This is a genomic window from Streptomyces sp. NPDC093568 (genome assembly GCF_044764945.1).
Taxonomy (GTDB): Bacteria; Actinomycetota; Actinomycetes; order Streptomycetales; family Streptomycetaceae; genus Streptomyces.
The window spans coordinates 625,144-646,953 of the sequence record NZ_JBIWJD010000004.1; the positions used below are offsets into that span (position 1 = coordinate 625,144).

The following is a 21,810-nucleotide window of genomic DNA, read 5'->3' on the forward strand; positions in this document are numbered from 1 at the left end:
GCCCCCGAGGGGCGCGGGGAACTGCGCGCCCAGCCCCCACTCACCCGCAGCCGCCGGCCCTCGCAGCGTGCCGAGCTCGTAGGCGTCCGGGTCCAGCGGCGCAGCCCGTCCGGCGTGCGACAAGGCCCTTCGGGGCCGAAGCGGGTGCCTGGGGGCGGCAGCCCCCAGGGAGGGCGCCCTGGCCGACAGTCACCGGCAAACGAACGGCAACCTCCACTGGGCGGCACGGCAAAGCTTCCGCAGGTACAGTGCGGGGACCAGCAGAACCCCAGCGTGAGGCCCCGCACCGTGTTGACCCAGACCACCTCACGGGTGCTCGAACCGAGTGACCTGGACGCCGCGCTCGCAGTCCTCGACCGCGAGCCGGTCGCGAACGCCTTCGTGACGTCCCGCGTCCAGATCGCCGGCCTCGACCCCTGGCGCCTCGGCGGCGAGATGTGGGGCTGGTACGAGGACGGCATGCTCACGTCCCTGTGCTACGCGGGCGCCAACCTCGTCCCGATCTGCGCGACCCCCCGAGCCGTACGGGCCTTCGCCGACCGCGCCCGGCGCGCGGGCCGCCGCTGCTCCTCCATCGTCGGCCCCGCCGAATCCACCGCCCAGCTGTGGCGCCTGCTGGAACCCAACTGGGGCCCGGCCCGGGAGGTCCGCTCCCACCAGCCCCTCATGATCACCGACCGCATGCCGGCCGGCATCGCCCCTGATCCGTACGTCCGCCGGATCCGCAAGGACGAGATGGACACGATCATGCCGGCGTGCGTGGCGATGTTCACCGAGGAGGTCGGGGTCTCCCCGCTGGCCGGCGACGGCGGCCTGCTCTACCAGGCCCGGGTCGCCGAACTCGTCGGATCCGGCCGCTCCTTCGCCCGCCTCGACCAGGACGGCAAGGTCGTCTTCAAGGCCGAGATCGGCGCCGCGACGGACCGGGCCTGCCAGATCCAGGGCGTGTGGGTGGCTCCCGAGTACCGGGGGCAGGGCCTCGCGGGCCCCGGCATGGCGGCGGTGCTGCGCTATGCCCTGGCGGACGTCGCCCCCGTGGTGAGCCTGTACGTCAACGACTTCAACACCGCCGCGCGAAGGACCTACCAGAGGGTGGGCTTCCAGGAGGTCGGCGCTTTCATGAGCGTTCTGTTCTGAACGACCGTCCGGGGCAGCGCGGTCGTCCCCTGTACGCTCCCCACATGCGCCTTCCCGGTCACGCACACCGCCGCCAACCAGACGACATCGTGATCGGCCCGCTGGACATCTCCGCCCGCGTCGACGAGGCCCTCGCCGTCCAGGCCGTGGCCTTCGGCCTGGGACCCGACGAGGTGGCCGTACGCCGTCAGATCGTCCTGCGCCACATGACGTACCCCGGAGCCCGGGCCCTCGGCGCCACCGCGGCGGGGCGCCTGGTCGGTTTCGTCTACGGGATGCCCAACGACCGCACCCACTGGTGGTCCACGGTCGTGGAGCCCTACCTCCGGGCCCAGGGGCACGACGACTGGCTCGACGACTCCTTCGTCATCACCGAACTCCACGTCCACCCGCGCTACCAGAACCGCGGAGTCGGCCGCTCCCTGATCACCACGATCACCGACGGCGCCACCGAACCGCGCTCGATCCTCTCGGCGATCGACGTCGACAGCCCGGCCCGCGGCCTCTACCACTCCCTCGGCTACGAGGACCTCGCCCGCCAGGTCCTCTTCCCCAGCGCTCCCAAGCCGTACGCCGTGATGGGCGCCCCTCTCCCGCTCCGCCGCCGTTAACCGATTTCCACCGTCCCGTACCACCCGGCTAACCTCCTGCCATAACCCACATCCGGCAGGAGTACGAGAACCATGGCCAACGCACCGGTCCAGCGCATGTCCCAGTTGATGGCGAAGACGCTGCGCGACGACCCGGCGGACGCCGAGGTCCTCAGCCACAAGCTGCTGGTCCGCGCCGGCTACGTCCGTCGCACGGCGGCCGGCATCTGGTCCTGGCTGCCCCTCGGCAAGCGCGTCCTCGCCAACGTGGAGCGCGTCGTCCGCGAGGAGATGGACGCCATCGGCGCCCAGGAGGTGCTGCTCCCCGCGCTGCTGCCGCGTGAGCCGTACGACGCGACCGGCCGCTGGGACGAGTACGGCCAGGAGCTGTTCCGCCTCAAGGACCGCAAGGGCGGCGACTACCTGCTCGGCCCGACCCACGAGGAGATCTTCACCCTGCTGGTGAAGGACCAGGCGTCCTCCTACAAGGACCTGCCGGTCATCCTCTACCAGATCCAGCACAAGTACCGCGACGAGGCCCGCCCCCGGGCCGGCATCCTGCGCGGCCGCGAGTTCCTGATGAAGGACTCCTACTCCTTCGACACCGAGGACGAGGGCCTCGCACAGTCCTACGCCCTGCACCGCCAGGCCTACCAGCGCGTCTTCGAGCGCCTCGGCCTCGACTACCGCATCTGCGCCGCCACCGCCGGCGCGATGGGCGGCTCGAAGTCGGAGGAGTTCCTCGCCCCGGCCGAGGCCGGCGAGGACACCTTCGCCGACTGCCCGAACTGCGACTTCGCGGCCAACACCGAGGCGATCACCTACGAGCTGAAGCCGGTGGACGCCACGGGCGTGCCCGCGCTCGAGGAGATCCCGACGCCGGACACCCCCACCATCGAGACCCTCGCCGCCCACCTCGGCGTCCAGGCCTCCGCCACCCTGAAGAACCTCCTGGTCAAGGTCGACGGCGAGATCGTGGCCGTGGGCGTCCCCGGGGACCGCGAGGTCGACATGGACAAGGTCGAGGCCCACTTCGCCCCGGCCGTCGTCGAGATGGTCACCGAGGCGGACTTCGCGGAGAACCGGGACCTGGTGCGCGGCTACGTCGGCCCGCAGGGCCTGGGCGAGAAGGTGAAGTACCTCGCCGACCCGCGCGTGGCCCCCGGCACCGCCTGGATCACCGGCGCCAACAAGGAGGGCACGCACGCGAAGAACGTCGTGGCGGGCCGTGACTTCGAGGTCGACGAGTACGTCGACGTCGTGGTCGTCCAGGAGGGTGACCCCTGCCCCAAGTGCGGCACCGGCCTCAAGCTGGACCGCGCCATCGAGATCGGCCACATCTTCCAGCTGGGCCGCAAGTACGCCGACGCCCTCAAGCTCGACGTCCTCGGCCAGAACGGCAAGCCGGTCCGCGTCACCATGGGCTCCTACGGCATCGGCGTCTCCCGCGCCGTCGCCGCCCTCGCCGAGCAGACCGCCGACGACAAGGGCCTGTGCTGGCCCGCCGAGGTCGCCCCGGCCGACGTGCACGTGGTCGCCGCGGGCAAGGCGCTGCAGACCGAACTCGCCCTCGACGTCTCCGAGAAGCTGTCGGCCGCCGGTCTGCGCGTCCTGTGCGATGACCGCGCGGGCGTCTCGCCGGGCGTGAAGTTCACTGACTCGGAGCTGATCGGCGTACCCCAGATCCTGGTGGCCGGACGGCGCGCGGCCGAGGGCGTCGTCGAGCTCAAGGACCGCAGGACCGGTGAGCGCGAGGAGCTGACGGTGGACGAGGCGATCGCCCGCCTGACGGCGTAACGCGACCCGGCGGAACCTTCTGGACCGTCCTTCGCCGTGTGACACAGCGTCACACAGCGAGGGACGGTCCTGCCTTTCAGGCCTCGGACCCGGGTTCAGCCGGCCTCGGCCGTGAGTACGCGGGGGAGGAGTTCGTGCGGAAGCTCGACGCGCATGCCGCAGAAGCAGCGCAGGGGCCCGCCACATGAGCCGGGAGCGCCCAGGTCGATCCGCAGGATGTCCGCCACTTCTCGGAGCACGTCACGCGCCGGGGCACCTCTGGCGACGCGGATGCTGACCTCGTCCGGGTCCCAGACCGCGATGCTCGCCAGACCGTCCGTCACGGAAATGTGGACGCACACAACTCTCTCCCCAGGGATGCACTACGGCATGGAGTGATCCGCTCCGGGAGGTCAGCGGCTGACTGATGGTACCGACGGCGGTCAGGTGCGGGAGCAGTTTCGTCATATTCCCCTGCCGCACCCAGATCGCCCGTCACTCCCGGCACACGCCCGCGGCGCGGCCCGGTGGCCGAAAACGAGCCCCTGGCCTCAGCCGATGCGGCTGACCTGAAGCATGGCCTCGGCGTCCTTGAGCAGTGCGCGCTGACGTGCCTCCGGCAATTGCCGGTAGAGCTTGAGCAGCCGGGCCTCGCGCTCGTCCCCGCTCGGTCCCGGAACGGGGCGGCCGACCGCCTCGAAGAACTCCCTCGGTGTGGTCCGGACGCCCCAGCGCCGGAACACCTCGACCATGGCCCGCAGCTTCTCCGGATCGATGCGTGAGGTGCCGCGGGTGCGGTTCATCCAGGCGTTCAGCGTCGGGTAGGAGATGCCGGCCTCGGCCGCCAGGTCCTTCTGCGTCCTGTCCGGCACCTGTCCCAGGAGACGGTCGAGCAGAGCCGCCAGGTCCTCGTCCTGGCGAGGGGAATCCTGGCCGGGGTCCGGGTCTCCTGGGCTGCTCTGCTGGATCGTCACGCAACGAGGATCCGGCATCAATATCTACAAGCGCAAGTAGATCGCAGACCGCTCGTGAGGGCGTCGGGAGCGTAGGGGAGCGCCGCAGAGGCGGTCGCGCAACCGCGCGCCCCCGGCCTGAGCCGGGCACGCCTTCCTTCACGTTCCGTAAGTATCTTGACACTATCTGCATCTACATGAAGACTGTAGATGGCTTCGTGTGGCTCGCGGCTCCTGTCGCGGACCGTCGCCATGCAGCCGGAGAATCTACATCTACATGAATATTGAAGATTCGATGCGAGAGAACGATTCGACGGGAGAACCGATCGTGTCCCTACCGGACAACGTCATCACCGCTCCGGGCGACCTGGAACCCGATCTCGTCGCCCGCGCCCGCAGGGGCGACCGGGAGGCGTTCGCGGACCTGTACCACCAGCACTACCGCATGGTGTACGGGTTCCTGCTGGTCCGCACGCACAACAGACATCTGGCGGAGGACCTGACCCAGGAGGTGTTCACCCGCGCCCTGCGGCACATCGACGCCTTCACCTGGCAGGGCACGGCCTTCGCCGCCTGGCTGACCACCATCGCGAAGAACCTCTACCTCGACGAACTCGGCCGTGGCCGCACCCGGTGGGAGACCCTGGTCGCCGAGTTCGACCACCCCGGGGAGGCCGGCCGGGACACGGAGGCGTTCGCCCTTCGCGCTCTGGAGGCCGTCGAGACCCACCAGACTGTCCGCGCCGCCCTGCACACCCTCAACGCGCAGCAGCGGCACTGCGTGGAGCTGCGTTTCCTCGACGAACTGACCCCGCAGGAGACGGCGTTGGCGATGGGCCGGAGCGTCGGGGCGGTCAAGACGCTGACCTACCGTGCCCTGCGCAAGCTGCGCGGGCCGGTCGAGGCGGTGTCCGTGTGAACAGCAACTTCCCGCACGCCGTCGGCGTGATCCGCGCGGCACTGCAGTCCACCGGGACCGACCGGGCGACCGCGGTCGCACGCGCGCTCGACACCGCCCGCCTCCTCGTCGACCCCGGGCGCTCCTTCGGCGTCGTACTGCACCGGACGCCGGACGGCGGCTGGTCCCCGGCGCCGCGCCCGCTCACCGACCTGGAACGCAAGGCGCTGGCCTGGGACGCCTCCTGCGCACGGGCACGCTCCCTCGCGCACGCCATCGAACGCCGGCTGGCCGGGCACGCCGGTCCCTCCGGCGTCCGCGTGGACGGCGACCGGGTGCGGGTCGTGCTCCGCGTCGACGGCCCCCTTCCCTGGGCCCGCTGGCGCGCGTATCTGGGCATCACCGCGGTCTGGACGGGCGCCCGCCCCCACACGGTGGTCGGCGAGGGCGAGCGCGGCGGCGTCCGGGTGACGGTGGTGGCCCACGGCGCCACCTCGGCGGCACCGTCCGTGGCGCCCGCCTCCGCGGCGTCCCCGCCGACGGCTCCCGACTCCTCGGCGCCCGGACCGCGGACGCGTCTCTTCAGGTTCGGCGGCATCACCTACGACCTGGCGTTCCCGCAGCGCGACGCCCAGGGCGACGTCTGGTACTTCCAGGGTTGCCGGAGCCACGACGGGATGCCCCTGATGTCCCTGGACGGCCGGCCCGAGCGGTGCTCCCTCGCCAACCTGGCCGTTCACCTCGGGCCGTTGACGCCGGTCAGGTCCGGCTCACCCGACGGTGGCCGGGCGTTACCCCTGCCGGCCCCGTCGCCGGTGGTGTCGTCCGAACCGGTGTGCGGTCCCACCGGGCCGGTCGGATGACGCGCGGTGGGGCGGGTCCGTGGATCCGGGGCGAGGCGGGGACGGATGGCGGCTCGCGCGTCTGGGAGGCGAGCGCCGCCTGCGGGGAGCGGGACGCGGACCTGTGGTTCTCGCGCAGTTCCTGGCCGACGGCCGTCGCGATCTGCGCGGCCTGTCCCGTGCTCGACCCGTGCCGGGCCGCCGTGCTGCAACGGGAGAAGGGACTTCCCCGCTGCCGTCGCCAAGGCGTCGTGGCCGGCCTGACCGGCGCCCAGCGCCATGACCTCGAGCGCGCCGCGAACCCGCCGCGCCGACAGGCACCGCGGTCCGGTGAGTCCGTCGATCGCGCCGCACCCCTTGACCGGGCCGGACCCCCGCGCACCCGGCCCGCCCCCTGCGGCACCCGCGCCGCCTACCAACGGCACTTGCGCCGGGGCGAACCCGTCGACGAGGCGTGCCGCGCCGCCAACGCACGGGAGGCCGGCCGCTATCGCCGTACCGGCTCCACTCGCGACCAGCGCGAGAGCGCCCGCGCCCGACAACGAGCCGGGTCGTCCGGCGACCCGAGCTGACATCCCCTCACCGCAACCGGAGCACCTCATGCCCTCGCCCCCGCCGGATCCCCTGCCCGCCGCGTCCGGAACCGGCCACCTCCGTGTCCCGGGACCCGGCGGCCGCGCGGCCGCCGCCCTGCTCCGTGTCCTGCGACGCCGCGGCAAGCACCTCGCGCGCGGGACCGGACCGCGCCACCGCCTCGGGCGCGACCTGGACGACTGCCGACAGGAACGCGAACGCTGGCAGCGGCACGCCGACTCCTACGAGCGGGAGTTGACCGACGCCCGACGCGAACGCGCCCATCTGCTGGCCTGGCTGGCCGCGTTGCACCCGGCGAGCGCCGGCCTCACGCCCGACGACGGCTGCGGACCCGACGGCGCCCACCTGCTGCGCATCGAGGCCGGCGGACAGCGGTTGTCCTGGCGGCTGTCACCGGCCGACCTGCCGCTGTTCGCCCATGTCCCGTACGCGCATCCGGTCGCCGGTGAGCGCCCCGCGCCCCAGGACCAGACGGCCCACCTGCGCCGGCACACCCGGCTGCTGGCCATGGAGGGAATCCTGTCGGGTGAGACGGCCCGGACATGGGCGGCGGTGATGCCTCTGCGGCCCGACAACCACTGAAGGCGCCCCGACGGCCGTCCTGGCGCCCGCGAGACTCCGGTCGGCAGGCTCGGGAGGCAAGTCGATCGGATCCACCACGCCCCTCTGCTCCGACCATGGCAGGGGGGCGTGGTCCCACCCATGGCACCCGGCGCCGCCTGGGCAGGGCCGCTACAGCCAGCCCGCGAACTCCAGCAACAACTCGGCGTCCTGCGGCCGCCCCACCCGAAGCGCCCGCACCCCGGACTCCACGGCCCGGAACAGCGTCCACCCGCGCAACCGCTCCTGGTCCACGTCCAGCGACTCCGCGAGCCGCTTCACCCGCCGCCGGGTCGTCGCCGCGCCCGACGGTGTGGCGATCAGGTCCTCCACCCGGTCCCGCACCAGCCGCGCCAGATCGAACGCGCACTCGCCGACCACCGGGTCCGGGCCCACCGCGAGCCACGGCATCCGCTCCCCGGCCAGCACCTTGCTCTGCCGGAACGTCCCGTGCAGCAACCGCCGCTCGGGCGGCGCGGCCACCAGCTCCGCGCGCGCGGCCAGCGCGGCGTCGACCAACGCCGCCACTTCGCCGAAGGCGGCCACGGTCGCCCGCATCGCCTCGGCCTGCCGCCCGGTCCGCTCGGCCACGGTCTCGAAGACATGACCGGCCGGCGGCTCCACCCACAGCCGCCGCAACGTCCCCGCCGCCTCCAGCAGTGCCTTCGCCTCCGGCAGCGACCGCACCGACAGATCCGGATGCAGCCGCTCCAGCACCAACACCCCCTCGGTGACCGGGGGTTCCAGCAGCTGTACGGCGCCCAGGCCGCCCCAGTGAGCGAGCGCGGCCCGCTCGCTCTCCGGGCGGAACCGGGGCGGGGCCAGCTTGAGCACGGCGGGCGTGCCGTCCGCGCGCCGCACCAGCATCACCAGGCTGCTGCGGCCACCGGGCATCTGCACTCGTTCAACGGTCAACTCGCGTAGCGTGACGGCCTGGTGGGCCGCCTCCGGCAGCTTCTCCAACCAGTCGTCACCGTCCGGTGCCGTCTCACCGAGCGCCCTGACCAGACGCTGCGGCGGTTCGAATGCCATGCGCGAGTCGTCCCTTCCCGTACTGCCCGTACGTGTGCTCCGGCCCGCCTCAGGCGGTGGGCGCCGCCGACGTGGTCGTGGTGCCCGCACGCTCGGCGAGCCCAGGGAAGGCTACGCTCTCGCCCCGCCAGCGCACCGCCCGCACGGCGGTCTCCCGCAGCGCCTCGGTGGCCGTACCGCGCAGCTCGCCCTCGGCCGCGCGCACCAGGTCGGAGTACACCCCGGCCACCCGGTCCTCCAGCTCGGCGGCGAACCGCACGGCCGTCGCCGTGTCCGTCACCGGGAACGGGAGCGCGTACCCGGCGCTCGCCGCGACCGGCTTCGCGCCCAGGTCACGCACCTTGCGCGCCAGCGCGTCCCGCCGCGCCCGATGGGCCTCGTACGCCTCCCGCGCCTCCGTACGCCGGTCCTCGGCGATACGGCCGCCGACCACGCCGTACCCGTACACGGCCGCGTGCTCGGCGGCCAGCGCCGCCTGGAGGGCCGTCAACGTCGCCTTCTTGCTCATTTGGCCCCCTCGGTCAGCAGATACGCGTGCGCCGCTCCGGCCGCCGCCACGGAGGCCAGCAGCCGCGCCAGTTCGCCGGGCACCTGGAGCAGTTCCTTCGTCCGCCGGTCCGCGAGCTCCCGCTCGGCGGCGGCGAGTTCGGCCAGGGCGTCCCGCTCGTTCGCGGGCACGGCCGCGGACGCGGTGGCGGAGGGCGACGCCTTGCCGTCCCGCGGCGCCCCGGACGTCCTGGAGGGCCCGGCGGACGGCTTGGCTGCACCCGCGCCGAACGCCTCCGCGTGCCGTGCCGCCTGCGACCGCAACGGCCCCGCCAGCGCCGCCAGTACCGGATGGGCGGCCAGCACGGCGTCGTACCGCTCGACCAGCCCCTCGCTGTCCCGGGCCGCACGCGCGCGTACCCGCTCGGCGAGCGAGGGACTGCCGCTCGTGCCGCCGTCCGAGTCCTCGGACCCGGAGGAGCAGCCCACCAACAGGGCGGCCCCGGCGGCCGAGGCGAGCAGGGTTCTTCTGCGCGGCCCCGAGGGGATGCGCGACGGTGGGGAGTACGGCACGGCTGACGTCCTCGGGAGGCTCGTACGAACAAACGGGCGGGCAGACCACTCCGCCGTGATCACGGTACCCGCGACTCGCGTCACCTCATGTCACCGGCTCGGCCCGCGCCCCTAGGGGCGCGGGCCTGTATCAATGTGCGGCTACCGCCGCGTGGGCGCAACCAGCCACAGCCAACCCGCACCCGCCCACAAACCCACAGCCCCCGAGCCCGATGGCGCCCCGCACCACCGCCGGAGGCAGCACGCACCAGTCCCCACGACCCGATACCCTTTGACCAGACACGCGACCCATCCCACAACAGCACACGCGGCCGAGGAGTCACCCGGATGAGCACCACCCAGAGCGAGAGGCTGCGAGAACTGCTGGAACCCCTCGTCACCTCCCAGGGCCTGGACCTCGAAGAGATCGCAGTGGACTCCGTCGGACGCAAGCGTGTGCTGAGCGTCGTCGTCGACTCCGACACCGGAGCCGACCTGGACCAGATCGCCGATGTGAGCCGCGCGCTCTCGGCGAAGCTCGACGAGACGGACGCGATGGGCGAGGGCGAGTACACCCTCGAGGTCGGCACCCCGGGCGCGGAACGCCCCCTCAAGGAGCACCGGCACTACGTGCGCGCCATCGACCGGCTGGTGAAGTTCCAGCTGGCCGACGGCGGGGAGCTGGTGGCCCGCATCCTGACGGTCGACGACGAAGGTCTCGACCTCGAAGTGCCCGGAGTGAAGGGCCGCAAGGCCACCAGCCGCAGACTCGGGTTCCCGGAGATCGACAAGGCGCGCGTGCAGGTCGAGTTCAACCGCAAGAGCAGCAAGGACGAGAAGGAAGAGGAGGCGTAGCCGTGGACATCGACATGAGTGCCCTGCGGGGCTTGGTACGGGAGAAGGAGATCTCCTTCGACCTGCTGGTCGAGGCGATCGAGTCGGCCCTCCTCATCGCCTACCACCGCACCGAGGGAAGCCGCCGCCACGCGCGCGTGGAGCTGAACCGGGAGACCGGACACGTCACCGTGTGGGCGAAGGAGGATCCCGAGGATCTGGAGGAGGGCCAGGAGGCCCGCGAGTTCGACGACACCCCCTCCGGCTTCGGCCGTATCGCCGCCACCACCGCCAAGCAGGTCATCCTGCAGCGGCTGCGCGACGCCGAGGACGACGCGACGCTCGGCGAGTACGCGGGGCGCGAGGGTGACATCGTCACCGGTGTGGTCCAGCAGGGCCGCGACCCGAAGAACGTGCTCGTGGACATCGGCAAGCTGGAGGCCATCCTGCCGGTGCAGGAGCAGGTCCCGGGTGAGACGTACCCGCACGGGATGCGGATCCGGTCGTACGTCGTACGGGTGGCGAAGGGCGTCCGAGGTCCCTCGGTCACCCTGTCCCGTACGCACCCCAACCTGGTGAAGAAGCTCTTCGCCCTGGAGGTGCCGGAGATCGCCGACGGTTCCGTCGAGATCGCCGCCATCGCCCGCGAGGCCGGCCACCGCACCAAGATCGCCGTACGGTCCACCCGCAGCGGTCTGAACGCCAAGGGCGCCTGCATCGGCCCCATGGGCGGCCGGGTGCGCAATGTCATGGGCGAGCTGAACGGCGAGAAGATCGACATCGTCGACTGGTCGGACGACCCGGCCGAGATGGTGGCGAACGCGCTCTCCCCGGCCCGGGTCTCCAAGGTCGAGGTCGTGGACATGGCGGCCCGCTCCGCGCGGGTGACCGTGCCCGACTACCAGCTGTCGCTGGCGATCGGCAAGGAAGGGCAGAATGCCCGGCTCGCGGCCCGGCTCACCGGCTGGCGGATCGACATCCGTCCGGACACCGAGCAGGCCGGGGAATAGATCCAAGCCGCAGGGCGCTTGGATCACGTCAGGTTACCGAACGGCAACTGTTCGAATCCTGCCCCAAAGGGGTGAGGTCGGTACGGGGAGGTAGACTTAGTGATGTCTGGCCGGACACGCGCCCGCGCCTGCCCTGAACGTACCTGTGTGGGGTGCCGGGAGCGAGCGGCCAAGGCTGAACTGCTGCGGACCGTGGCGATCAAGGACGAGTGCGTCCCTGATCCAAGCGGTACGCTGCCCGGCCGGGGTGCCTATGTACACCCCGCCCTGGTCTGTCTCGACCAGGCGGTACGCCGCCGGGCGTTCACGCGGGCGTTGCGCGCCCCGGGAGCGCTCGACACAAAGGCGTTGCGTCAGCACGTCGAGCAGAGAACAGTTGCCGAGCAGGCAACACCGTAAGAAGCGTCGTACGGAACCCCGTGCGGCCCTGGTACCTCGCGAGTCGGAAGTAGGTCGAGATTGCGATGAGCACTCGATGAGTACGCGATGAGTACGCCCATGAAGTAGCGACGGTCCGGCCGCAACCCGGACCTAAAAGGAGCGAAGTGGCTAAGGTCCGGGTATACGAACTCGCCAAGGAGTTCGGTGTGGAGAGCAAGGTCGTCATGGCCAAGCTCCAGGAACTCGGTGAATTCGTCCGTTCGGCGTCTTCGACCATCGAAGCGCCCGTTGTCCGCAAACTGACGGACGCCCTCCAGCAGGGCAACGGTGGCGGCAAGTCCGCCCCCGCCCGCAAGGCTGCCCCGGCGAAGCCGGGAGCCCCCTCTCCGGCGCAGGCAGCCCGTCCGGCGCCGCCGCGCCCGGCTGCCCCCAAGCCGGCCGCCGAGAAGCCCGCGGCCCCGGCCGCGCCGGCCTCTCCCGGCCCCCGTCCCACTCCGGGCCCGAAGCCCGCGCCGCGGCCCGCCCCGGCGTCCCCGGCTCCGACCGCGCCCGAGTTCACGGCACCCCCGTCGGCACCCGCCGCCCCGGCTGCCTCGCAGGGCCAGGGCTCCGGCCCGCGTCCGGGCGCCCCGCGTCCGGGTGGCCAGGCGCCGCGTCCGGGTGGCCAGCGTCCCGGTGGCCCCGCGCAGGGCGGCCAGGGCCGCGGTGACCGTGGTGACCGTCCCGGCGCTCCGCGTCCGGGTGGCGGCGCCCCGCGTCCCGGTGCCCGTCCGGCCGGTCCCCGTCCGGGCAACAACCCGTTCACCTCTGGTGGCTCCACCGGCATGGCGCGCCCGCAGGCGCCCCGTCCGGGCGGTGCCCCGCGTCCCGGCGGCCCGGGTGGCCCCGGTGAGCGTCCCGGCGGCGCCCCGCGTCCGCAGGGTCAGGGCGGTCCCCGTCCCCAGGGCGCGGCGGGCGGTCCTCGTCCGCAGGCTCCGGGCGGCGCGCGTCCCACCCCGGGCGGCATGCCCCGTCCGCAGGGCGGCGGCCCGCGTCCCGGTGGCGGCGGCCCCGGCGGCCCGCGTCCGAACCCCGGCATGATGCCGCAGCGTCCGGCTGCCGGCCCGCGTCCCGGCGGCGGTGGCCCCGGTGGCCGCGGTCCCGGTGGCGGCGGTCGTCCCGGTGGCGGCGGTCGTCCGGGCGGCGGCGGCTTCGCCGGTCGTCCCGGTGGCGGCGGCGGTGGCGGCTTCGCCGGTCGTCCGGGTGGTCCCGGCGGCGGCGGTGGCGGTGGCTTCGCCGGTCGTCCGGGTGGTCCCGGCGGTGGCGGCGGTGGCCGTCCCGGCTTCGGCGGTCGTCCCGGCGGTCCCGGTGGCCGTGGTGGCACGCAGGGTGCCTTCGGTCGTCCCGGCGGTCCCGCGCGTCGCGGTCGCAAGTCGAAGCGGCAGAGGCGCCAGGAGTACGAGGCCATGCAGGCCCCGTCGGTCGGCGGCGTGATGCTGCCTCGCGGCAACGGCGAGTCCATTCGCCTGTCGCGCGGTGCGTCGCTCACCGACTTCGCGGAGAAGATCAACGCCAACCCGGCGTCGCTCGTCGCGGTCATGATGAACCTCGGCGAGATGGTCACCGCGACCCAGTCCGTCTCCGACGAGACGCTGGAGCTCCTGGCCGGCGAGATGAACTACACGGTTCAGATCGTCAGCCCCGAGGAGGAGGACCGCGAGCTTCTCGAGTCCTTCGACATCGAGTTCGGCGAGGACGAGGGCGACGAGGAGGACCTGGTGGTCCGTCCGCCGGTCGTCACCGTCATGGGTCACGTCGACCACGGTAAGACCCGACTCCTCGACGCCATCCGCAAGACGAACGTCATCGCGGGCGAGGCCGGCGGCATCACCCAGCACATCGGTGCCTACCAGGTCTCCACCGAGGTCAACGACGAAGAGCGCAAGATCACCTTCATCGACACCCCGGGTCACGAGGCGTTCACCGCCATGCGTGCCCGTGGTGCGAAGTCGACCGACATCGCGATCCTGGTCGTCGCGGCCAACGACGGCGTCATGCCGCAGACGGTCGAGGCGCTCAACCACGCCAAGGCGGCCGACGTCCCGATCGTCGTCGCGGTCAACAAGATCGACGTCGAGGGCGCCGACCCGACCAAGGTGCGCGGTCAGCTGACCGAGTACGGCCTGGTGGCCGAGGAGTACGGCGGCGACACGATGTTCGTCGACATCTCCGCCAAGCAGGGTCTGCACATCGACTCCCTGCTGGAGGCCGTGGTCCTCACCGCGGACGCCTCGCTCGACCTGCGGGCCAACCCGAACCAGGACGCGCAGGGCATCTCGATCGAGTCCCGTCTCGACCGCGGCCGCGGTGCCGTGGCGACGGTCCTCGTCCAGCGAGGCACGCTGCGGGTCGGCGACACGATGGTCGTGGGCGACGCCTACGGCCGGGTGCGCGCCATGCTCGACGACAACGGCAACAACGTCGCCGAGGCCGGCCCCTCCACGCCGGTCCAGGTGCTGGGTCTGACCAACGTCCCGGGTGCGGGTGACAACTTCCTGGTGGTCGACGAGGACCGTACGGCCCGTCAGATCGCCGAGAAGCGTGCCGCCCGTGAGCGCAACGCCGCGTTCGCCAAGCGCACGCGCCGCGTCTCCCTCGAGGACCTGGACAAGGTGCTCAAGGCCGGCGAGGTCCAGCAGCTGAACCTGATCATCAAGGGTGACGCTTCCGGTTCGGTCGAGGCGCTCGAGTCCTCGCTGCTCCAGCTGGACGTCGGCGAAGAGGTCGACATCCGCGTCCTGCACCGCGGTGTCGGTGCGGTCACGGAGTCCGACATCGACCTGGCGATGGGCTCCGACGCCATCGTGATCGGCTTCAACGTCCGCGCGGCCGGCCGCGCGGCGCAGATGGCCGAGCGCGAGGGTGTGGACGTCCGGTACTACTCGGTCATCTACCAGGCGATCGAGGAGATCGAGGCGGCCCTCAAGGGCATGCTCAAGCCGGAGTTCGAAGAGGTCGAGCTCGGTACGGCGGAGATCCGCGAGGTCTTCAAGTCGTCCAAGCTGGGCAACATCGCGGGTGTTCTCATCCGCTCCGGCGAGGTCAAGCGCAACACCAAGGCGCGCCTCATCCGCGACGGCAAGGTGGTCGCGGAGAACCTCAACATCGAGGGTCTGCGTCGCTTCAAGGACGACGTCACCGAGATCCGCGAAGGGTTCGAGGGCGGTATCAACCTCGGCAACTTCAACGACATCAAGGTCGACGACGTCATCGCGACGTACGAGATGCGCGAGAAGCCGCGGGTGTAACCACCGACGGTTCGTGCTGGCCGGCGGGACTTCGGTTCCGCCGGCCAGCGCGGCGTTTGCCGAGCGGAAACTCCGTCGAGCCGCCGAAGGGTTCGCGGTACCGTTCTTGATGTCCCTGCCATACCGATCGCAGGGCCATCGATCCCGTACCGGCGGGTGAACCGGTTACACACATGTACGTGGGGACTCTGTCCTTCGACCTCCTCCTCGGCGACGTACGCTCGCTCAAGGAGAAGCGCTCCGTGGTTCGTCCGATCGTCGCCGAACTCCAGCGGAAGTACGCGGTGAGCGCGGCCGAGGTCGACCACATGAACCTCCATCGCAGAGCCCTCATCGGCCTGGCGATGGTCTCCGGCGACGCGGGGCACCTCAGCGACGTACTCGACCGGTGCGAACGGCTGGTCGCCGGCCGCCCCGAGGTGGAGCTGCTGTCCGTGAGACGGCGCTTCCACGGCGACGACGACTGACCACAGAACGCAGCAGAAGAAAGAAAGAACGGGAGACGGACCAGTGGCCGACAACGCGCGGGCGAAAAGGCTGGCGGACCTCATTCGAGAGGTGGTGGCCCAGAAGCTCCAGCGCGGGATCAAGGACCCGCGGCTCGGCTCGCACGTCACCATCACGGACACCCGTGTCACGGGTGACCTGCGGGAGGCGACCGTCTTCTACACGGTCTACGGCGACGACGAGGAGCGGGCCGCCGCCGCTGCCGGACTGGAGAGCGCCAAGGGCGTGCTCCGCTCGGCCGTCGGGGCGGCCGCGGGCGTGAAGTTCACGCCGACCCTCACCTTCGTCGCCGACGCCCTGCCGGACACGGCACGCACCATCGAGGACCTCCTCGACAAGGCGCGCCAGTCCGACGAGAAGGTGCGTGAGGCGTCCGCGGGCGCGAAGTTCGCCGGTGAGGCGGACCCGTACCGCAAGCCGGGCTCCGAGGACGAGACGGACGGCGACACCGCGGAATGACGCAGAAGCACACCACGCCCGACGGCCTTGTCATCGTCGACAAGCCGTCGGGCTTCACTTCGCACGACGTGGTCGCGAAGATGCGCGGCATCGCACGCACCCGCCGCGTCGGGCACGCCGGCACCCTCGACCCGATGGCGACGGGCGTCCTCGTCCTCGGCGTGGAGAAGGCGACCAAGCTCCTCGGTCATCTGGCCCTGACCGAGAAGGAGTACCTCGGCACCATCCGCCTGGGCCAGACCACGGTCACCGACGACGCCGAGGGCGAGATCACGGCGTCCACCGACGCCTCGAAGGTCACCCGCGAGGCCGTCGACGCCGGGATCGCCAAGCTGACCGGCGACATCATGCAGGTGCCGTCCAAGGTCAGCGCCATCAAGATCGACGGGGTGCGCTCCTACAAGCGGGCACGGGAGGGCGAGGAGTTCGAGATCCCGGCCCGGCCCGTCACGGTCTCCTCGTTCGCCGTGTACGACGTGCGCGACGCCGTCGCCGACGACGGCACCGCCGTCCTCGACCTGGTCGTCTCGGTGGTCTGCTCCTCCGGCACCTACATCCGGGCCCTCGCCCGTGACCTCGGCGCCGATCTCGGCGTCGGCGGCCACCTGACGGCACTGCGCCGCACCCGCGTCGGGCCGTACAAGCTGGACTCCGCCAGGACGCTGGACCAGCTCCAGCAGGAGCTGACCGTGATGCCGATCGCGGAGGCCGCCACGGCCGCCTTCCCGCGCTGGGACGTGGACGCCAAGCGCGCCCGGCTGCTGACGAACGGCGTGCGCCTCGACATGCCCGACGAGTACGCGGGCTCCGGCCCCGTCGCCGTCTTCGACCCCGAGGGACGCTTCCTCGCGCTCGTGGAGGAGCTCAAGGGCAAGGCCAAGAGCCTCGCCGTGTTCGCCTGAGGCGGCCGCTCGACGGGTGCCTGCCCGTGGAGCGGCGGCCACGGGGTCGTCCACTGCCCGCCGCTCCACGGTCCCCCCTCGGTTCCCCCACCTCTAGGGTGTATCCAAGGACCCCCGCCTGTTCACCCGTCCGGGCAGGCGCTCGGAGTGAACCGAGGGAGCGGAAGGGGGCGCGTTCGCCACGTGATCTGTCCCGCTGATCACCAGGCGCCTACCGTCTGAAAAGGGCGCCGGGCGTATGGGCGTACGGGCGCATGGCGGGGAGGTTCGACAATGGCGGGACGGGGCCCGCGGGCGGGCGGCGGCCGTCGGACGCCGGAGGAGATGCGGCAGGACGGCGACCGGGCCGGGCAGGACACCGGTCCGCAGGACGCACGCCGCCGCGAACGGCACGACGAAGCGCTGATCCGCATCCATGATCTGGCCGGCCGGCCCCGTGGCCTCGGCTTCATGGCCGACCACCACGGCACCGTCCTCACCAGCCACGAGGCCGTCGACGGCCTGCCCAGGCTCGTACTGCTCGCGGCCGGGGGAGACCGCAGCTGTCTCGTGGCGGCGAGCGCGGTGACCTCCCTGCCCGGCCTGAACCTCGCCCTGGTGCGCACGGAGGGGCTCGGCGTGGACCCGTTGCCGGTGACCGTGCGGGACCGGATCGAGACCGGCGCGTACGTCCGGATCGCGGCCGGCGGCTGGCGGGAGGCGCGGGTGCTGGGCCGGACCCGCGTGACGTACACCGCGACCGACCGCGTCCATCTCCTCGACGACGCCCTGGAGTTGGCGATCGGCACGGCAGGCCAGGACGCCCTGCGGCTCGGTGGCGGGGCCGCCGGGGGACCCGTGCTCGACGCCGGGACCGGCGCCGTCCTGGGCGTCCTCGGCACCGCGCTGCAGACCGGCCGGCGTGACGCCGGGTTCGCGGTGCCGCTGCTCCCGCCGCCGGACGGCCCGCTGGCCGAGCTGCTCGCCGAGAACGCCGCGACCGTGCCCGCATACGGCGCCGACCTCAATCTCGCGGGAGTCCTGGAGCTGACGGCCACCTCGGTCGGGCAGGACGGCCCGGCGGGGGCGCTGGCGGGTTACCTGGGCCGCGCGGACGCCGTGGCTCCCGTCGAACGGGCCTGCGTCGCCGCGGAGTTCGACACCTTCGCCGAGAGCCGGGCCTCGGTGCTCGCCCTGGTCGGGCCGCCCGGCAGCGGCCGTACGACGGAACTCGCGGCTCTCGCCGCCCGCCGCAGCCGAAGCCCCCTGCCGGCGCCCACCCTGTGGCTGCGCGGCGCCGACCTGAAGGACGAGGACGCCTCCGTCGCCGACGCCGCGCGCCGGGCGCTGGCACGCGCCGCCCGTATCGTGGCCGCCCCGGCCGACCTCACCACCCTCGGCGACACCACACCCGAGCGGCTCGCCCAGCTCGCCGGGCGCACCGGCCGGCCCCTGCTGCTCCTCCTGGACGGCCCGGAGGAGATGCCGCCCGTACTGGCCCACCGCCTCACGGACTGGACCGACGGCACGGCGGAGTGGCTGCGGCGGACCGGGGCACAGCTGGTGGTGGCGTGCCGGGCGGAGTACTGGGAGGGCGCGGGCGCCGAGTTCCCGCAGGAGATGCTGTACGGCCCCGCCGACCCGGAGGAGCAGGAGGCGGCCCGGCGGATTCCGCCCTGCGTACGGCTCGACGACCTCACCCCCGACGAGGCCGAGCGGGCCCGCGCCCGCTACGGCATCCCGGACGGCGCCCTCGCCGACCCCGACGCCCGTCATCCGCTCACCCTCCGCCTGCTCTCGGAGGTGCGCGCCGCCCTCCCCGGCACCCCCGCCCCGGACCGGGTCGACCGCGACGACGTGCTCCGCGCCTACCTCGACCTCATGTGCCTGCGCATCGCCGTCCGGCTCGCCGCCGAGAACGGCCTGCGCGGCACCGCCGTACGCCGGCTCGCCGCGAAGGTCTCCGGCCAGGTCCACGAGGCCGCCCGGCGCAGCCTCGGGCCCGGCCAGGGCGAGCTGGACCGGGCGTCCTTCGAGGCCGTGTTCCCGTGGGGCCCCGCGCCGGCGGGGCTCGGCGGCGGCACCGGCTGGGCGTCCGCCGTCCTCACCGAGGGGCTCCTCGTCCCGGCGGGCGGTGGCTACCGCTTCGCCCACGAGGAACTCGCCGACTGGATCCAGGGCACGCACCTCGACCTCGACGAGGCCCTGCACGCCCTGGTCCACCGCCACCGCACCCACCCCGGCGCCGAGCACCCGCTGCCCGTGCCGCACCACCGCATCGGCCCCGTCGTCCAAGCCCTGCTGCAACTCGCGCGACACCAGGGCACCCATCAACTCGCCCTCCGCCTGGAGGACTTGACGCACGCCCTGGACGCCGACCGGCACTCCTGGTGGGCGGGTCGGCTCCTCGTCGAGACCCTGCTGCGGGTGCCCGACGCGACGCCGTACCTGGACGTGCTGCGCCTCCTCACCGACCGGATCGTGACCTGGCGCCGGCACCACCGCTCCGTGTCCCGCGTGCTCGGCCCCGACTTCTGGACCGCGCTGCCGCTCCCGGAGGAAGAACGCTTCGACCTGCTGCGCCGCCTCGTCCTCGCCGACGGCCCGCCGGCCGAGGAGGGCGAGCCGGGCGGCCCCCGGTACCTGGACGCCGTCGCGCGGCTCCTCGCCGCCGACCCCACGGCCGTACAGCGCCATCTCACCGGCTGGTTCGACGACGACCGCCCGCTGCCCGCCACCCCGCACGCGACCGTCGCGCACGCCGCCCAGGCGCTGCTGCACACGCACCGGCACAGCGCCCTGGACGAGCTGATCGAGACGCTCGTCGGCTGCGCGCACCGCAGGGCCGACGAACTCCTCGCCGTGCTGGCCGAGGAGGAGACGTCGGCCATCTGCCGGGCCGTCGACCGCTGGGCGCACGACGAACGCCCCGGGCGCCGCGTCGCCGCGTCGGCGTACGGGCTGCGCGTCGCGCCGCACGTCCGCACCGAGGCCGACCGCGAGTTGCTGCGCTACGCCGCCCTCGCCCTGCTCGCCCGCCCCTCCGACTGCACCCTGCACGGCGCCGCGCTCGCCCTTCTCGTCAGGGATCCGGGCACCCGTGCCCGTCATCTCCCGCAGGCGCTCGCGCACTTCGCGGACGCGGACCCGCGGTTCCCGGCCAGTGCCCTGGTCGCCGCGCTGACCACGCACCCCGAACCGGTCCTCGAGGCCTTCCGCGCCCGCCTGAGCCGGCCCGGCGCCGGGGAGGCGCTGCGCACCCTCGCCGACGTCACCACGCCCGCCCTCGCCCGCCGCGTCGCCGCCCTCGTCCGCGACGCGGTCCAGTACCGGCCGGAGACGGCGGTCGACCTGGCCGCCTACGTCGACCGCCGCCTCGACCAGGGGCCGGGCGCCCGTGCAGTACTCCTGCCGCTGGTCACCGGCCTGCTGGACGGCGGCACGGAACAGGTGCGGGCCGCGCTCGCCGCCGTACTCGCCGGCTCCGGCACCGCCGAGTCGCGCCCGCTGCGCCGCGAACTGCGCGCCTTCCTGCTCGCCCACGAACACGCCCCGGCCGTCCTGGACGCCTTCCTGCACGCCACCGTCCAGGAGGGCGGCGACCGCCCGGACGACGATCTGCGCGGGCTCGTCCACCACACCGGGCTGCTGCTCGTGCGCACCCCGGACGGCGCGGCCCGCTTCGACCGCGGCCTGGTCGACCTGGGCCGCCATGTCCCGGGCTTCGCCACCCGGTTCGCGGGCTGGCTGACCGACACCCCGCAGGAGTGGTCGGCCGTGGTCGGCCCCAGTACACGGCGGATGATCGAGAACCTGGCCGGCGTTCGAGTTCCCGCCTGACCACGGCTTCCGTACGTGCACCCGGTCACAGCTCCCATGCCGATGCGGGCCGGGGGCGCGCGGCATGGCACCCTTAGACCTGCGTAAGAGCGTGAAGAGCGTCTGAGGCAAAGACGGACACGGGTTCGACTCGACGAGTTTGCGACAAGGAGCAGGCACAGTGCAGCGCTGGCGTGGCTTGGAGGACATCCCCCAGGACTGGGGGCGCAGCGTCGTCACCATCGGCTCCTACGACGGAGTCCACCGCGGACACCAGCTGATCATCCGGCACGCCGTGGACCGCGCCCGTGAGCTGGGCGTCCCCGCGGTCGTCGTCACCTTCGACCCGCACCCCAGCGAGGTCGTCCGCCCCGGCAGTCATCCGCCCCTGCTGGCCCCGCACCACCGCCGCGCCGACCTCATGGCCGAGCTCGGTGTGGACGCGGTGCTGATCCTCCCCTTCACCACCGAGTTCTCGAAGCTGTTGCCGGCCGAGTTCGTCGTCAAGGTCCTCGTCGACAAGCTGCACGCCAAGGCGGTCGTCGAGGGCCCGAACTTCCGCTTCGGCCACCGTGCGGCGGGCAACGTCGAGTTCCTCGCCGAGCAGGGCAAGGTCTACGACTTCGAGGTCGAGGTCGTAGACCTGTACGTGACCGGCGACGCGGGCGGCGGCGAGCCCTTCTCGTCCACGCTGACCCGGCGCCTGGTCGGCGAGGGCGACGTCGCGGGCGCCGCCGAGATCCTGGGCCGCCCGCACCGCGTGGAGGGCGTCGTCGTCAGGGGCGCGCAGCGGGGCCGCGAGCTCGGCTTCCCGACCGCCAACGTCGAGACGCTGCCGCACACCGCCATCCCGGCCGACGGTGTCTACGCCGGCTGGCTGCACGCCCAGGGCGAGGTGATGCCGGCCGCGATCTCCGTCGGCACGAACCCGCAGTTCGACGGCACGGAGCGGACGGTGGAGGCGTACGCGATCGACCGGGTGGGACTCGACCTGTACGGGCTGCACGTGGCGGTGGACTTCCTCGCCTTTGTGCGCGGGCAGGAGAAGTTCGAGTCGCTGGACGCTCTCCTGGAGGCCATGGGGCGCGACGTCCAGCGGTGCCGTGAGCTGATCGAGAAGGCCGGCTGAACGCTTCGACGACGAAGGGCCGGCACCCTGACGGTGCCGGCCC

Annotated in this window: 21 protein-coding genes; 16 read left to right on the forward strand and 5 right to left on the reverse strand. The window is 72.8% G+C overall.

Translation table 11 applies throughout. The features are described from left to right. Positions 1-288 precede the first annotated feature (288 nt). The 3 genes from ACIRD7_RS20215 to ACIRD7_RS20225 all read left to right on the forward strand — a co-directional run bounded on the left by ACIRD7_RS20215 (position 289) and on the right by ACIRD7_RS20225 (position 3,524). Positions 289-1,137 carry a GNAT family N-acetyltransferase gene (locus tag ACIRD7_RS20215; RefSeq protein ID WP_403454903.1) on the forward strand — a complete coding sequence of 283 codons (849 nt, stop codon included), beginning with the start codon at positions 289-291 and terminating at the stop codon, positions 1,135-1,137. Positions 1,138-1,181: 44 nt separating this feature from the next. After that, positions 1,182-1,748, forward strand: a complete 567-nt coding sequence (locus ACIRD7_RS20220) for a GNAT family N-acetyltransferase (protein ID WP_403454906.1) — start codon at positions 1,182-1,184, stop codon at positions 1,746-1,748. A 72-nt stretch (positions 1,749-1,820) separates the two neighbouring features. Then, a complete protein-coding gene (locus ACIRD7_RS20225; protein ID WP_403454909.1) occupies positions 1,821-3,524 on the forward strand; it encodes a proline--tRNA ligase in 1,704 nt (567 codons plus the stop codon). 95 nt (positions 3,525-3,619) lie between these two features. Here the strand turns inward: ACIRD7_RS20225 and ACIRD7_RS20230 are convergent, their stop codons facing one another. Further along, positions 3,620-3,865, reverse strand: coding sequence for a hypothetical protein (locus ACIRD7_RS20230; protein ID WP_403454911.1), 246 nt, complete (start codon positions 3,863-3,865; stop codon positions 3,620-3,622). Positions 3,866-4,054: 189 nt separating this feature from the next. Next, positions 4,055-4,477: a helix-turn-helix domain-containing protein gene (locus tag ACIRD7_RS20235; RefSeq protein ID WP_403454913.1), complete on the reverse strand. Its 423-nt coding sequence runs from the start codon at positions 4,475-4,477 to the stop codon at positions 4,055-4,057. A gap of 307 nt (positions 4,478-4,784) precedes the next feature. On the opposite strand from ACIRD7_RS20235, the gene ACIRD7_RS20240 reads away from it, so the two are divergent. From ACIRD7_RS20240 to ACIRD7_RS20255, 4 genes are read left to right on the forward strand one after another with little or no spacing between them, the layout of a single operon-like run. Beyond that, positions 4,785-5,375 carry an RNA polymerase sigma factor gene (locus tag ACIRD7_RS20240; RefSeq protein WP_403454916.1) on the forward strand — a complete coding sequence of 197 codons (591 nt, stop codon included), beginning with the start codon at positions 4,785-4,787 and terminating at the stop codon, positions 5,373-5,375. Continuing rightward, entirely contained in the window at positions 5,372-6,217 is an 846-nt protein-coding gene (locus ACIRD7_RS20245; RefSeq protein WP_403454918.1) for a BN159_2729 family protein, read from the forward strand. Before ACIRD7_RS20240 ends, ACIRD7_RS20245 begins: the two co-directional genes overlap by 4 nt. Continuing rightward, entirely contained in the window at positions 6,214-6,768 is a 555-nt protein-coding gene (locus ACIRD7_RS20250) for a WhiB family transcriptional regulator (protein WP_403454920.1), read from the forward strand. The genes ACIRD7_RS20245 and ACIRD7_RS20250 overlap by 4 nt, the downstream gene beginning before the upstream one ends. Before the next feature lie 28 nt (positions 6,769-6,796). Then, positions 6,797-7,372, forward strand: a complete 576-nt coding sequence (locus tag ACIRD7_RS20255) for a hypothetical protein (protein ID WP_403454922.1) — start codon at positions 6,797-6,799, stop codon at positions 7,370-7,372. Positions 7,373-7,522: 150 nt separating this feature from the next. On the opposite strand, the gene ACIRD7_RS20260 is transcribed toward ACIRD7_RS20255, so the two are convergent. Genes ACIRD7_RS20260 through ACIRD7_RS20270 form a run of 3 tightly spaced genes read right to left on the reverse strand, consistent with a single transcriptional unit; the run spans position 7,523 to position 9,481 of the window. Further along, positions 7,523-8,422 carry an aminoglycoside phosphotransferase family protein gene (locus tag ACIRD7_RS20260; protein WP_403454925.1) on the reverse strand — a complete coding sequence of 300 codons (900 nt, stop codon included), beginning with the start codon at positions 8,420-8,422 and terminating at the stop codon, positions 7,523-7,525. 49 nt (positions 8,423-8,471) lie between these two features. Continuing rightward, the gene (locus ACIRD7_RS20265; protein ID WP_403454928.1) at positions 8,472-8,930 is read right to left on the reverse strand and encodes a ferritin-like domain-containing protein; all 459 of its coding nucleotides are present in this window, start codon (positions 8,928-8,930) and stop codon (positions 8,472-8,474) included. Continuing rightward, positions 8,927-9,481, reverse strand: a complete 555-nt coding sequence (locus ACIRD7_RS20270; RefSeq protein WP_403454931.1) for a hypothetical protein — start codon at positions 9,479-9,481, stop codon at positions 8,927-8,929. Before ACIRD7_RS20270 ends, ACIRD7_RS20265 begins: the two co-directional genes overlap by 4 nt. Before the next feature lie 327 nt (positions 9,482-9,808). Between ACIRD7_RS20270 and rimP the strand changes: the two genes are divergently transcribed. The 9 genes from rimP (at position 9,809) to ACIRD7_RS20315 (ending at position 21,767) form a co-directional block, all read left to right on the forward strand. Then, positions 9,809-10,315, forward strand: coding sequence for a ribosome maturation factor RimP (rimP, locus tag ACIRD7_RS20275; RefSeq protein ID WP_403454933.1), 507 nt, complete (start codon positions 9,809-9,811; stop codon positions 10,313-10,315). Positions 10,316-10,317: 2 nt separating this feature from the next. Further along, positions 10,318-11,304, forward strand: coding sequence for a transcription termination factor NusA (nusA, locus tag ACIRD7_RS20280; RefSeq protein WP_328422777.1), 987 nt, complete (start codon positions 10,318-10,320; stop codon positions 11,302-11,304). A 102-nt stretch (positions 11,305-11,406) separates the two neighbouring features. Then, positions 11,407-11,703 carry a YlxR family protein gene (locus tag ACIRD7_RS20285; RefSeq protein WP_403454936.1) on the forward strand — a complete coding sequence of 99 codons (297 nt, stop codon included), beginning with the start codon at positions 11,407-11,409 and terminating at the stop codon, positions 11,701-11,703. Between the two features lie 146 nt (positions 11,704-11,849). After that, complete coding sequence (gene infB, locus ACIRD7_RS20290; protein ID WP_403454938.1) at positions 11,850-14,972, forward strand: translation initiation factor IF-2; 3,123 nt, start codon at positions 11,850-11,852, stop codon at positions 14,970-14,972. A 173-nt stretch (positions 14,973-15,145) separates the two neighbouring features. Further along, entirely contained in the window at positions 15,146-15,439 is a 294-nt protein-coding gene (locus ACIRD7_RS20295; protein ID WP_398822993.1) for a DUF503 domain-containing protein, read from the forward strand. A 43-nt stretch (positions 15,440-15,482) separates the two neighbouring features. Further along, complete coding sequence (gene rbfA / locus ACIRD7_RS20300; protein WP_384762251.1) at positions 15,483-15,938, forward strand: 30S ribosome-binding factor RbfA; 456 nt, start codon at positions 15,483-15,485, stop codon at positions 15,936-15,938. Beyond that, positions 15,935-16,840, forward strand: coding sequence for a tRNA pseudouridine(55) synthase TruB (truB, locus tag ACIRD7_RS20305; RefSeq protein ID WP_403454942.1), 906 nt, complete (start codon positions 15,935-15,937; stop codon positions 16,838-16,840). Before rbfA ends, truB begins: the two co-directional genes overlap by 4 nt. 273 nt (positions 16,841-17,113) lie before the next feature. Next, positions 17,114-20,659: a serine protease gene (locus ACIRD7_RS20310; protein WP_403454943.1), complete on the forward strand. Its 3,546-nt coding sequence runs from the start codon at positions 17,114-17,116 to the stop codon at positions 20,657-20,659. Between the two features lie 160 nt (positions 20,660-20,819). Further along, positions 20,820-21,767 (forward strand): bifunctional riboflavin kinase/FAD synthetase, encoded by a 948-nt coding sequence (locus ACIRD7_RS20315; RefSeq protein WP_403454946.1) that lies wholly within the window; start codon positions 20,820-20,822, stop codon positions 21,765-21,767. The last annotated feature ends 43 nt before the right edge of the window (positions 21,768-21,810 follow it).

Excerpts from the sequence above, each read along its gene's own strand:
- ACIRD7_RS20220 (WP_403454906.1), top strand. The coding sequence starts at position 1,182 with ATGCGCCTTCCCGGTCACGCACACCGCCGCCAACCAGACGACATCGTG.
- ACIRD7_RS20225 (WP_403454909.1), top strand. The coding sequence starts at position 1,821 with ATGGCCAACGCACCGGTCCAGCGCATGTCCCAGTTGATGGCGAAGACG.
- ACIRD7_RS20250 (WP_403454920.1), top strand. The coding sequence starts at position 6,214 with ATGACGCGCGGTGGGGCGGGTCCGTGGATCCGGGGCGAGGCGGGGACG.
- ACIRD7_RS20255 (WP_403454922.1), top strand. The coding sequence starts at position 6,797 with ATGCCCTCGCCCCCGCCGGATCCCCTGCCCGCCGCGTCCGGAACCGGC.
- ACIRD7_RS20260 (WP_403454925.1), bottom strand. The coding sequence starts at position 8,422 with ATGGCATTCGAACCGCCGCAGCGTCTGGTCAGGGCGCTCGGTGAGACG.
- ACIRD7_RS20265 (WP_403454928.1), bottom strand. The coding sequence starts at position 8,930 with ATGAGCAAGAAGGCGACGTTGACGGCCCTCCAGGCGGCGCTGGCCGCC.
- rimP (WP_403454933.1), top strand. The coding sequence starts at position 9,809 with ATGAGCACCACCCAGAGCGAGAGGCTGCGAGAACTGCTGGAACCCCTC.
- ACIRD7_RS20285 (WP_403454936.1), top strand. The coding sequence starts at position 11,407 with ATGTCTGGCCGGACACGCGCCCGCGCCTGCCCTGAACGTACCTGTGTG.
- ACIRD7_RS20295 (WP_398822993.1), top strand. The coding sequence starts at position 15,146 with ATGTACGTGGGGACTCTGTCCTTCGACCTCCTCCTCGGCGACGTACGC.
- truB (WP_403454942.1), top strand. The coding sequence starts at position 15,935 with ATGACGCAGAAGCACACCACGCCCGACGGCCTTGTCATCGTCGACAAG.
- ACIRD7_RS20310 (WP_403454943.1), top strand. The coding sequence starts at position 17,114 with ATGGCGGGACGGGGCCCGCGGGCGGGCGGCGGCCGTCGGACGCCGGAG.